This window comes from Dactylosporangium siamense, from assembly GCF_016862795.1.
In the GTDB taxonomy this organism is placed as follows: domain Bacteria; phylum Actinomycetota; class Actinomycetes; order Mycobacteriales; family Micromonosporaceae; genus Dactylosporangium; species Dactylosporangium siamense.
This window is the reverse complement of record NZ_BONQ01000111.1, coordinates 24,795-36,704: the sequence shown is the minus strand read 5'-3', so window position 1 is coordinate 36,704 and position 11,910 is coordinate 24,795. Positions and strand designations below refer to the sequence as shown.

6 protein-coding genes (1 of these 6 cut by a window edge) are annotated in these 11,910 nt (G+C 74.3%); 2 read left to right on the top strand and 4 right to left on the bottom strand.

Features of this window, described 5'->3' with window-relative positions; translation table 11 throughout:
• The first annotated feature begins 37 nt into the window (after positions 1–37).
• Entirely contained in the window at positions 38–994 is a 957-nt protein-coding gene (locus Dsi01nite_RS35665) for a Bug family tripartite tricarboxylate transporter substrate binding protein (RefSeq protein WP_239136407.1), read from the top strand.
• A gap of 102 nt (positions 995–1,096) precedes the next feature.
• Here Dsi01nite_RS35665 and Dsi01nite_RS35660 read toward each other — a convergent pair whose 3' ends face one another.
• Positions 1,097–1,828: a GNAT family N-acetyltransferase gene (locus Dsi01nite_RS35660; protein WP_203850768.1), complete on the bottom strand. Its 732-nt coding sequence runs from the start codon at positions 1,826–1,828 to the stop codon at positions 1,097–1,099.
• Between the two features lie 250 nt (positions 1,829–2,078).
• On the opposite strand from Dsi01nite_RS35660, the gene Dsi01nite_RS35655 reads away from it, so the two are divergent.
• Positions 2,079–3,647 carry a tryptophan halogenase family protein gene (locus Dsi01nite_RS35655; RefSeq protein WP_203850767.1) on the top strand — a complete coding sequence of 523 codons (1,569 nt, stop codon included), beginning with the start codon at positions 2,079–2,081 and terminating at the stop codon, positions 3,645–3,647.
• A gap of 49 nt (positions 3,648–3,696) precedes the next feature.
• On the opposite strand, the gene Dsi01nite_RS35650 is transcribed toward Dsi01nite_RS35655, so the two are convergent.
• The 3 genes from Dsi01nite_RS35650 to Dsi01nite_RS35640 form a co-directional block, all read right to left on the bottom strand.
• The gene (locus Dsi01nite_RS35650; RefSeq protein WP_203850766.1) at positions 3,697–4,245 is read right to left on the bottom strand and encodes a flavin reductase family protein; all 549 of its coding nucleotides are present in this window, start codon (positions 4,243–4,245) and stop codon (positions 3,697–3,699) included.
• Positions 4,246–4,272: 27 nt separating this feature from the next.
• The gene (locus Dsi01nite_RS35645) at positions 4,273–5,445 is read right to left on the bottom strand and encodes a cupin-like domain-containing protein (RefSeq protein WP_203850765.1); all 1,173 of its coding nucleotides are present in this window, start codon (positions 5,443–5,445) and stop codon (positions 4,273–4,275) included.
• Positions 5,446–5,543: 98 nt separating this feature from the next.
• Positions 5,544–11,910: the end of a non-ribosomal peptide synthase/polyketide synthase gene (locus tag Dsi01nite_RS35640; RefSeq protein WP_203850764.1), read on the bottom strand. 21,434 nt of this gene lie beyond the right edge of the window; 6,367 of the gene's 27,801 nt are visible here — the last part of the coding sequence; the start codon falls outside the window, past its right edge; it ends in the stop codon at positions 5,544–5,546.

Below are 11,910 nucleotides of genomic sequence, written 5' to 3'. Positions count from 1 at the left end.
GGCCGTAGGCTACCCGCCCGCGGCTATGGTGGGCAGGGTGTACCGTCGTTCGCTGCTCGCCGCTCCGTTGGCTGCCCTGCTGGCCGGCGGTTGCACCGCGGACGACGATCCCGAGCTGCGGTTGATGGTGCCCAACGCGCCGGGCAGTGGTTACGACATCACGGCCCGCACGATCGCGACGACGATGGACGTGGCGGCGGTCCGGCATGGCGTCGAGGTGTTCAACCTGCCCGGATCGGGCGGGATGGTCGGCCTGCAGCGGCTGGTGTACGAGCACGGCAACGGCTCGCTGCTGATGCTCATGGGCCTCGGGCTGGTCGGCGCGCAGCACACCACGCCGATCCCGGCAACGCTGGACGCGGTCACGCCGATCGCCCGGCTGATCGAGGAGCCGGAGGTGGTCGTCGTCACCCGCGACGCGCCGCTGCGCACGCTCGACGACGTGGTCGACGCCTGGCGTGCCGACCCGGCGGCGCTGCTCGTGGGCGGTGGCTCCTCCCCTGGCGGGCCGGACCACCTCGCCACGATGCTCATCGCGAAGGCGGCGGGTGTCGCCCCGTTGACTGTCCGCTACGCCCAGCACGACGGCGGCGGCGTCCTGCTGGGCGCGGTGTTGTCCAAGCGGGTCGCGGTCGCGGTGTCGAGCCTCGGCGAGGTCGCCAGCCAGATCGCCTCCGGGCAGCTGCGGGTGCTCGCGACAACCGGCCGTGACCGGGCCGAGGGCGTTGACGCGCCCACGCTACGGGAGGCCGGCCTGGACGTCGTGTTCGCGAACTGGCGGGGGCTGGTCGCCCCGCCCGGCCTCGACCCGGCGCACCTGACCGCCCATGGGACGTTGGTGGCGCGGCTGCGGGACTCGCAGACGTGGCAGCAGGCGATCGCCGGACACCGGTGGAGCGACAGCTACCTCGCCGGTGAAGGCTTCGGCGCCTTCCTCCGCGAGCAGGACAGCAGAGTGACCCAGGTCCTCAGCGAGCTGGGCCTGGACACCTGAGGCCTTCCGCAGCCTCGCCATCCGCATCATCACGGACCGACACGTTGCCCGACCCTGCCAGGAAGTCTCGGTGTCCGTGACCGCCCGGCCCCCGCCGATCGGTCACCCACGCGCCCGCCACTCGTGGTCGAGGCACGCGTAGACCGCGACGTCCGCCCAGTCGCCCTTGAGCCAGCGCTCGTCGCGCAGCAGCCCCTCCGGGCGCATCCCCAGCCGCTCGCACAGCCGGACCGAAGCGGCGTTGCGCGGGTCGAGCCGGGCGCAGATGCGGTGCAGCCGCACCCGCTCGAAGCCGAGGCGCAGGGCGGCCCGGGCCGCCTCGGTCGCGTAGCCGTGGCCGGAGTGGTCGGGGTGGAACACCCAGCCGATCTCGCCCTGGGCGTGGCGCGCCCGGCCGCGGCTCAGCGCGATGTCGCCGATGACGTGACCGTCGAGTTCCGCGCCCAGCAGGAGCCGGTCCTCGGGGTGGTCCAGGCTCGCGAACTGGGCCATCATGGCGACGTAGCGGCCGATCGTGGCCGGGGTCAGCGGATTGTCGTCGAGGTAGCCGAACACTTCGGCGCGGCCCCGGTACGCCAGCACGTCGACCTCGTCCCCGGCCCGCAGCGGCCGCAGCACGAGCCGCTCGGTGACGAGCGGGAAAGCGCTGGGCGCGGGCCCGTCGCCGTGCCCGAGCAGATCCATCAGCTCCGCGCGGTGCCGCTCGATCAGCTGCCGCAGGTCGCCGGAGATCGCATCCTTGGGGGCGACCGCGCGCAGCCGGCCGTCGCTGATGTACAACTTGATGCCGCGTTCGTCGAGCTCGTCGAGCAGCGCGGCGGCGGGTGCTGTCATCGCGGTTCACCGTCCTCGTCGACCGGCCGGCCGGGGCGGAACTCCTGTGGGAGCCTCGCACGCCGCGCCGAGTGGCGGAAGCGGTCACCAGCGGGCCGTCAGCGCCACGCATCCCGGCCTCCAGCACGCGGATCCGAGTACCGCGCTACTCGTGCCCGACCGGCGACGGCCACCCATCATCCGATGTGAACCGGCGGATCTCCCGGCACGCCGACGGTCCGCGACCCCGGTCACACAAAGGGAGTGGCTCATGACAGGCGATGCTTCGACAGTACGCAACGTGGTCGTCGTCGGCGGTGGCACCGCCGGCTGGATGACGGCGTCGTACCTCAACGCCGCGTTCGGCGACCGCGTATCGATCACGGTCGTCGAGTCGGCGCAGATCGGCACGATCGGCGTAGGCGAGGCGACCTTCAGCGACATCCGGCACTTCTTCGACTTCCTCGGCTTACCCGAGCGCGAGTGGATGCCGGAGTGCAACGCGACCTACAAGCTCGCCGTGCGGTTCCAGGACTGGCGCGAGCCCGGGCACCACTTCTACCACCCGTTCGAGCAGCTGCGCTCGGTCAAGGGCTTCCCGCTCACCGACTGGTGGCTGCGCTACAAGCCCAACGAGCGCTTCGACATCGCCTGCTTCGTCATGGCGGCGCTGATCGACGGCGGGCGCAGCCCCCGTCACCTCGACGGCCGGCTCATCGAGCAGGAGTTCGTCGAGGCCGACGGCGTGCCCTCGACGATCGCGGAGTACCAGGGCGCGCAGTTCCCTTATGCGTACCACTTCGAGGCGCACCTGCTGGCGAAGTACCTGACGCGGTACTCGACGCTGCGCGGCGTGCGGCACGTCACGGACAACGTCGTGGACGTCGGCCTGGACGAGCGCGGCTGGATCACGCACGTCGACACGGCCGAGCACGGGCGCATCGCCGGCGACCTGTTCGTGGACTGCACCGGCTTCCGCGGGCTGCTCATCAACAAGGCGCTCGCCGAGCCGTTCGTGTCCTATCAGGACTCGCTGCCCAACAACAGCGCCGTGGCGCTGCAGGTGCCGATGGACATGGACAAGGACCCGCTGCGGCCGTGCACCACCGCCACCGCGCAGGAGGCGGGCTGGATCTGGACGATCCCGCTGCTGAGCCGGATCGGCACCGGCTACGTCTACGCCAGCGACTACCTGGAGCCGGACCAGGCCGAGCGCACACTGCGGGAGTTCGTCGGGCCGGCGGGGGCCAACGCGACCGCGAATCACATCAAGATGCGCATCGGGCGCAGCAACCGCTCGTGGGTCAACAACTGCGTCGCCATCGGGCTGTCCAGCGGCTTCGTCGAGCCGCTGGAGTCCACGGGCATCTTCTTCATCCACTACGCCATCGAACAGCTGGTGAAGTACTACCCGGCGGCCGACTGGAACCCGTCGCTGCGCGACGGTTACAACGACTCGGTGCGCCACGTCCAGGACGGGGTGCGTGAGTTCCTGGTCCTGCACTACAAGGCCGCGAAGCGGGACGACAACGCATACTGGCGCGACGCCAAGACGCGGGTCATGCCCGACGGGCTGGCCGAGCGCCTCGAGCAGTGGCGCAGCAAGGTGCCCGACGCCGGCTCGACCTATGCGCGCTACCACGGCCTGCCGCCGTACTCGTACAACTGCATCCTGCTGGGCATGGGTGGCATCGACGTCGCGCCGTCGCCGGCCCTGGAGCTGCTGGACGAGAAGGCCGCGCTGACCGAGTTCCACCAGATCCGGGACAAGGCGCAGGCGCTGCTGCGGGTGCTGCCGACGCAGAACGAGTACTTCAGGCGGATGCGCAACGAGGCCTGATCGACCGGCCGCACCGCCCCCGGCAGCTCGCCGGGGGCGGTGCCAGGCCTTAGGCGACCCAGCGGCCGTAGGTGCGGTCGTAGTAGACCAGCGGCCGCCCGGGATGTCCGATGCGGCCGGACGAGCGCACCAGTCCGATGAGGATCGCGTGGGTCCCGGCCGGGATGTCGGCCTCCACGGCGCACTCGACGTAGGCCGCGGCGTCGTCCTCGAGCAGCGGCAGCCCGAGCTCGCCGTCCAGGCGCCATCGCAGCGCGGCGAACTTGTCGCCCGACGGCGAGGCGAACAGCTCCGCGAGCGCGTGCCGGTCCTCGCGCAGCAGGTTCACCATGAAGCCGCCGCTGCCGCGGATCGCCTGCAGGCTGCCGCTGTGCTGGTTGACGCAGATGAGCAGCGACGGCGGCGCCATCGACACGCTGCACACGGCGCTGCACGTCATGCCGCGGGGCAGCCCGTCGCCGTCGAGCGCGGTGACGATCGCCACCGGGCTCGGGAAGGCGCCCATCGCGCGGCGGAAGCCCTGCTCGGTGCCGAGCCCGCCGTCATCGGGCGGCACCGCGGCGAACAGCGGGAAACCCGGAACACTCTCGATGGTCATCACGGAGTCCCTTCGCCGCGCCGCCGGTCACCGCCAGCCGATGCCCGAATGGGCGAGCTCGCGAACAAGCTCGCGGATCGTTTCCGGCGGCGCCGAGCGGCCTGGCCGGGCCGCGGCCGAGACGCCGAGTCCCCGCCGCGCGAGCGCCTGGTCGGCCGCCGACCACACCTGCCGGTCCACGAGCCCGTCCACGACCTCGTCGAGGCCGGCCTCCTCGACGCCGAGGCCGCAACGGCGCCCGGCGTCGCGGGCGGCGCCCACGATCGTGGCGCCGCACAGGCGGGCGGCGGCGCTGTCCTGGCCGTGCTGCAGCGCGAGTCCGGCCAGTGCCAGGACGGCCGCCGAGCCCTCGCCGAGGCCGTCGAGGTCGTAGCCGCGAAACAGGTTGTGCACGTTTTCGACCACGCTGTTCATGTGCAGCTGGCGGAAGAAGGCCGGCGTCAGGCAGTCGCGGACATCGGCGCGCCACCAGTAGTTGACCGAGACCGCGAGGTCGGGGGCCGACACCTGGTGCCACCAGAACGCGGGCATGAACAGCATGTCGCCGGGCTCGACGACCGCCTCCCAGTACTCGGCCCGGGCCAGCTTCGGGAAGCGGTCCAGGTCGGGCGCGTTCAGCTCGACCTGGCTCAGGTGCTGGCTGCGGGTGTTGAGCGGGCCGGGGTACAGCAGGTCGAACTGCGCCGGATTGAACAGCCGGAAGCGCTTGCGGCCCTCGATCTGGACGAAGATGTTGTGCATGTCGTCGTAGTGCAGCGGCGTGCGCGAGTCCGCCGACGCCATCCACAGGTTGATGTCGTTGATCTTGTCGGCCGGCACGTAGGGCGGCACCGTCAGCTCGGGCAGCAGCTCGGGCAGCCGGCTCTCGATCGGCATCTGCTGCATGCACAGCTTGCGCTCGGTCGTGGTGCCGCGGAACTCCGCCGCGAGCTTCGCGCCCTGCATCGGTTCGAAGTGCAGGCCGCCGGCCATGTCGGGGTTGTAGCGGAACGCGCCGTCGGCGTCGGCGACGCTGATCGGCACCTCCCGCTCGCCGATGCGCTCGGAGATGTGCTCCGGCGTCCACCCGGCAACCTTGCCCACGACGTTCTCGCCGCGAATGATCACCGGCACGGTGTCCTTGACGGGTGCGCGCGTGACGGGCCGCTCCGGCAGCTCCGGGACGACCTCGACCGAACCCAGCCTCCGGGGAAGCTCCATACCGATCCTCCGATCCGCGGCGGGGCCGCCCTGCCGTCTCAGGCTACGAACTGCGGCCGGCTCTGCCGACCGCCCTCCACCGGCGCTCCAACGCCGGATCAGAACTCGAACGTCTCGTACTCCTCGCCCGGCCCGGCGCCCAGCTCCTCCTCGACGACCCGGGCCAGGCCCTCGATGGTCGGTTCGTCGAACAGGGTGGCCAGCCGCACCTCGACGCCGAGGGAGTCGCGGATCCGGCTGACCGCGCGCGTGGCGAGCAGGGAGCTGCCGCCGAGCTCGAAGAAGTCCTCGTCCACGCCGATGTCGTCCAGGCCGAGCAGCTCTTGCCAGATCTCGGCCAGCGCCCGCTCCACGGGCGTGCGGGGCGCGGCCGCGCCGGCGCTGTCGCGGTGCACCTCCGGCGCCGGCAGCGCCTGGTGGTCGACCTTGCCGCTCGGCGTGAGTGGCAGCGCGAGCAGCTCGACGTACTGCGTGGGCAGCATGTGGTCGGGCAGCTGGGCCCGCAGCTCGGCGCGCAACTCCGCCTGGTCGCCCACACCGACCAGGGGGTCGGCGGCCACCACGTAGGCGACCAGGACCGGCTGGCCGGCGACCGGCCGCACCGTCACCGCGGCGGCGGCGACGGCCGGCAGCCGGTGCAGCAGCGTCTCGATCTCGGCCGGCTCGATCCGGTGCCCGCGGATCTTCAGCTGCCGGTCGGTGCGGCCGAGGATGTCCAGCTGGCCGTCGTCGCGCCGGCGGACCAGGTCGCCGGTGCGATACATGCGCGCCGCGCCGGCCGCGAACGGGTCGGCCACGAAGCGCTCGGCGGTCAGCTCCGGACGCCCCCGGTATCCGCGGGCCAGCCCGGCGCCCGCGATGAACAGCTCGCCGGGCACGCCGACCGGGACCGGTCGCAGGGCCGGATCGAGCACGTACACCAGCGTGTTCGCGATCGGCCGGCCGATCGGCAGCGCCCGCGTCGCGCCGGGGTCGATCGCCACCGTCGAGGCCACCGTCGTCTCGGTCGGGCCGTAGGCGTTGATGAACCGCCGACCGGGCGACCACGCCGCGGCCGTGTCGGGCGGGCACACCTCCCCGCCGGCCTGCACCGTGCGCAGGTCGGGCAGCGCGGCGGGGTCGAGCTCCCGCAGCAGGACCGGGGAGATCAGCCCGGCGGTGGCCGGAAGCCCGGCCAGCAGCGCCTGCAGCAGCGGACCGGACCGCCGCTGCCCAGCCTCGGCGATGACCACGCGGGCCCCCGCCGCCAGCGGCGCGAAGAGCTCGCTGACCGCCGGGTCGAAGCTGAAGGAGGCGATCTGCGCGAGCGTGTCGCCGGGCGCCAGGCGCAGGTGCTCCGCCTGGGCCTCGACCAGGTTCGCCACGCCGCCGTGGGTCGCCATGACGCCCTTGGGCCGCCCGGTCGAGCCGGAGGTGTAGATGACGTAGGCGAGCTGCTCCGGCCGCGGGAGCCCGGCCGCGCCTTCGCCAGGCCCGGCCGCGCCGGTGTCGGGCCCAGCCGCGCCGGTGTCGGGCCCGGCCGCGCCGGTGTCGGGCCCGGCCGCGCCGGTGTCGGATCCGGCCGTGCCATTGTCGGGCTCGTCCAGGCGGAGCCGCGGCACCGCGCAGTCCAGCGCGTCGACATGGTGGTCCCCGGCGAGCAGCACGGCTCCGCTGTCGGTCAGCATGAAGGCCAGCCGGTCCGCCGGGTAGTCCGGGTCGAGCGGCAGGTAGGCGCCGCCGGCCTTCCACACGGCGAGCACGGCGACCGGCAGCTCGAGCGACGGCTCCAGGCACAGCCCGACGACCGTCTCCGGCCCGGCGCCGGCCGCCCGCAGCCGTCCGGCCAGCGCATCCGCGCGCTCATCCAGTTGGCGGTAGGTCAGGGTCCGCTCGCCGGCGGTGACCGCCGGCGCGTCCGGGTGCCGCTCGACGCCGCGGGCCAGCAGCTCCAGCACGCTGTCCGCGGTGCCCGGGCGGCCGGTGTCGTTGCCCTGCGCGAGCCGGTCGAGCTCGGTGTCGCCCAGCATCCGCAGCGCCGACAGCGGCGCACCGGGGTCGGCGGCGACCTCGGCCAGCAGGCCGGTCAGGTGCGCCGCGAGCCGCCGCATGGTGGCGGCGTCGAAGAGATTGGTGCTGTAGTTCAGCGAGCCCGACAGCACCTCGTCGTCCTCCGTGAGGTCGACCGTGAGGTCGTACTTCGCCGGGGGCACCGGCAGGTCGACGCCCCCGTCCGCGGCGTCCGCGCCGGGCAGCTCGGCGGCGCCGGTGCGCCGCGCGTGGGTGAGCATCACCTGGAACAGCGGGTGCCGCGAGCGGTCCCGCTGCTGCCGCAGCTCGTCGACGAGCTGCTCGAACGACACGTCCTGGTTGGCGTAGGCGCCGAGCGCGCCGGCGCGGACCCGGTCGACCAGCTCGCCGAAGGTCGGGTCCCCGGACAGGTCGGTGCGCAGCACGAGGGTGTTGACGAAGAAGCCGATGAGGTGCTCGATCTCGGCGCGGTTGCGGTTGGCGACCGGCATGCCGAGCGTCACGTCCTCGGTGCCCGCGTGCCGGCCGAGCACGGCCGACAGCGCCGCCGCGAGGACCATGAACAGCGAGGCGCCGCGGGCGCGGGCGATGCCGCGCAGGGCGTCGAGGACGGGGCCGGCCACCTCGAACGTCTCGTTGTCGCTCTCCGACGACCAGACCGCCGGCCGGGTCCGGTCCGTCGGCAACTCCAGCACCGGCGCGCTCGCCAGCCGCTGGCGCCAGAAGTCGAGCTGCCGCTCGAGGAGCCCTCCGGCCAGTCGCTCGCGCTGCCACACGGCGTAGTCGGCGTACTGGATCGGCAGCCGCGGCAGTTGCGCTCCGGTGTAGAGGGCGTGCAGCTCGCGCTGCAGGACCCCGGCCGACCAGTCGTCGAAGACGATGTGGTGCAGGATCACCACGAGCACGTGGTCGTCGGGGGCGAGCCGGACGAGCCGCGTCCGCAACATCGGCCCGGCGGCGAGGTCGAAGGGCACCGCCGCGTCGGCGGCAATGAGCCGCTCGGCCGCCCGTCGCGGGTCCGGCTCGCCGCTGACGTCGGTGACGGGCAGGTCGCACGGCGCCGGGTCGGCGACCACCTGGCAGGCGGTGCCGTCGACGACGACCAGGGTGGTGCGCAGCACCTCGTGCCGGGCCACGATCGCGCCGAGCGCCGCCCGCAGCGCCGGCTCGTCGAGGTCGCCGGCGAGGCGCATCGCGAGGGGGATGACGTTTTCGACGGAGCCCGGCTCGAGCTGGTCGAGCAGCCACAGCCGCTGCTGGGCGAACGACAGCGGCAGCGGCCGGCCCCGGTCGGCGGCGGCGATGGGCGCGATCGTCCCGCCCGCGGCGGACCGATCGAGCACCGCCGCGAGCTCCGCCGGCGTCTGGTGGTCGAACAGCGCCGACACGGGCAGCTCGACCGCGGCGGCGTCGCGCAACCGGGACACCACCTGGGTCGCGATGAGCGAGTGGCCGCCGAGGTCGAAGAAGTTGTCGTCGCGCCCGACGGACTCGACGCCCAGCACCTGCGACCAGATGCCGGCGATCAGCGACTCACTGCCGGTGACCGGGGCGGCGTAGGCGGTCGAGCGGGCGGCGGGGGCGCCGCCGGCCGCGGCCAGCACGGCCCGGTCGATCTTGCCGTTCGGGGTGAGCGGCAGCTCGGCGATCGCGGCGAACGCCGTCGGGATCAGGAAGTCCGGCAGCGACCGGCGCAGGAATGCGCGCAGGTCGGCGGCCGGCGGGAGGTCCGCGCCCGCGGGCACGAGGTGCGCGACGAGGCCGTCCTCGCCGTCGCCGGCGACCACCGCCTGGGCGACGTCGGGGTGCTCGCGCAGCGCGGCCTCCACCTCGCCGGGCTCGATCCGGTGGCCGCGCACCTTCAGCTGCTCGTCGGCCCGGCCGAGGAAGTCCAGCTGCCCGTCGGGGCGCCACCGCGCCCGGTCGCCGGTGCGGTAGAGCCGATCGCCGTCGCCCCGGAAGGGGTCGGCGACGAACCGGGCGGCGGTGAGGTCGGGGCGGCCGCCGTAGCCGCGGGTCAGGCCGGCGCCACCGATGTACAGCTCGCCGGGCGCGCCGACCGGGACGGGACGCAGTCGGCCGTCGAGGACGCGGATGCGGGTGCCGGGCAGCGGGCGGCCGATCGGGGCCGAGCGGTCGGTGCCACCGTCGTCGCCGGTGCCGTCCGGGTCGCCGGCCGTCGAGTCGATCGCCGTCTCGGTGAGCCCGAAGGCGGTGCGCACGAGCACGTCCGGGCCGAGGATGCGCCGGGCCCGGCCGGCCGCGGCCGTGCGCCACAGGTCGGTGGTGACCAGCAGCAGCCGCAGCGCGGGCAGGGCGGCGCCGGTGCGGGCCAGGTGGGCGGCGAGGGCGTCGGCGTAGCGCGGCGCGCACTCCAGCGCCGAGATCTCCTGCCCGGCCAGGAACCCGGCCCAGGCCTCGGTGTCGGCCTGCAGCCCGGGCTCGCCGAGCACCAGCGTGCCGCCGGAGCCCAGCGCGCGCACCAGGTCGCCGGTGAAGACGTCGAAGCTGATGCTCGCCAGGGACAGCCAGCGGTGTGTGGCGCCGTTCGGGAAGTGGGTCGCCGACCAGGCCGCGTGGACGGCGGCCAGCGCGGCATGGGTCACCCACGTGCCCTTGGGGCGCCCGGTCGAGCCGGAGGTGTAGATGACGCATGCGGCCTGGCCCGGCGCGAGGTCGGCGCCGGTGGGCGGCGGCCCGGCTGGAGCCTCGACCAGGGGCTCGACCGGCGCACCGAGGCGCACGACCGGCGCACCGCCGGCCCAGGCCGGGTCGTGGTCGGCCAGCAGCACCGCGACGCCGGCGTCGTCGCTCATGTGCCGCAGCCGCTCCGCCGGATAGGCCGGGTCCAGCGGCAGGTAGGCGGCGCCGCAGCGCCACGCCGCGAGGACGGCGGCGATGGCCGCGGGGCCGCGCCGCGCGCAGACGCCGACGACGGACTCGGCCACGACGCCGTGCTCGCGCAGGCGCCGCGCGAGGCTGTCGGCGCGATCGAGCAGCTCCCCGTAGGTGAGCGACTCCCCGTCGGCCACCACCGCGACGCGGTCCGGCGCGGCGGACGCCCACCGCGCGATGAGCTCGGGCACGGCCGGGCGGGCCGCGGGCAGCGCCGGCCCGGCCGCCCAGGCCTCCAGCGTGTCCAGCTCGCCGGGCGTGACCCACGGCAGCTCCGACAGCGGCCGCAGCGGGTCGGCCGCGGCCGCGCCGAGCAGGGCGAGCAGGTGGCCCACCAGGCGCTCGGCGGTCCCGGCGTCGAACAGCGCCGTGCTGTATTCCAGGGTGCCGGCCAGCTCGCCGCCGAGATCGGCGAAGGTCAGCGTGAGGTCGTAGAGGGTCGTCGTGCGCCCGATGCCCACGTCGGCCGGCCCGTTGCCGTCCGCGGCGGTGGCCCGCTCGCCGAAGGAGAACATCACGTCGAACAGCGGGTTGCGGGAGCGGTCCCGCGGCCGGCCCAGCTCGTCGACGACGCGCTCGAAGGGCACGTCCTGGTGCTCGTAGGCGGCCAGGGCGCCGGCCCGCACCCGGTGCAGCAGCTCGGTGAAGGCCGGGTCGCCGGACAGGTCGGTGCGCAGCGCCAGGGTGTTGACGAAGAGCCCGACGAGGTCCTCGATCTCCGCCCGGTTCCGGCCGGCGATCGGCGTGCCGACGACCACGTCCTGCTGGCCGGCGTAGCGGCCGAGCAGGACGGCGAACCCGCCGAGCAGCGTCATGAACATGGTCGTGCCGGCGTGCCGTGACAGCTCGCGCAGCCCGGCCGCCGTCTCGCTCGGCACGGCGAAGTCCACGACGGCGCCGGCCGACGAGCGCACCGGCGGCCGGGGCCGGTCGGTCGGCAGCTCCAGCGCGGGCGCGCCCGCGAGCGCGCCGGTCCAGTGTGCGAGCTGCCGCGCGAGCGCGTCGCCGTCGAGCTCCTCGCGCTGCCATACCGCGAAGTCGGCGTACTGCAGGGACAGCGCCGGCAGCTCGCCGCCCGCCAGCAGTGTCTCCAGCTCGCGGCGCAGGATGCCCAGCGACCACTCGTCGGACACCGCGTGATGCATGCACAGCGCCAGCACGTGCTCGGCCGGGGCGAGCCGGTAGAGGGTGGCGCGGATGAGCGGCCCGGCGGCCAGGTCGAACGGGGTCGCCGCGTCGGCCGCCATCAGCTCGCCCGCCCGGTCCCACGGCTCGGCCGCGCCGGTCAGGTCCACTGTGGACAGCGGCAGGCCGGCCGGCGGCGACACGACCTGGCGGGCCACGCCGCCGTCGCTGACGAACCGGGTCCGCAGCGACTCGTGGCGCGCGACGATCGCGTCCAACGCGGCGCCCACCGCGGTCGAGTCGAGCTCGCCGCCGAGGCGCAGCGCCACCGGCAGGTTGTAGTCGGCCGAACCCGGCTCGAGCTGGTCGAGGAACCACAGCCGCTGCTGGGCGAACGACAGCGGCAGCGGCCGGTCGCGCTCCGCGGGTGCGATC

Excerpts from the sequence above, each read along its gene's own strand:
- Dsi01nite_RS35660 (WP_203850768.1), bottom strand. The coding sequence starts at position 1,828 with ATGACAGCACCCGCCGCCGCGCTGCTCGACGAGCTCGACGAACGCGGC.
- Dsi01nite_RS35655 (WP_203850767.1), top strand. The coding sequence starts at position 2,079 with ATGACAGGCGATGCTTCGACAGTACGCAACGTGGTCGTCGTCGGCGGT.
- Dsi01nite_RS35650 (WP_203850766.1), bottom strand. The coding sequence starts at position 4,245 with ATGACCATCGAGAGTGTTCCGGGTTTCCCGCTGTTCGCCGCGGTGCCG.
- Dsi01nite_RS35645 (WP_203850765.1), bottom strand. The coding sequence starts at position 5,445 with ATGGAGCTTCCCCGGAGGCTGGGTTCGGTCGAGGTCGTCCCGGAGCTG.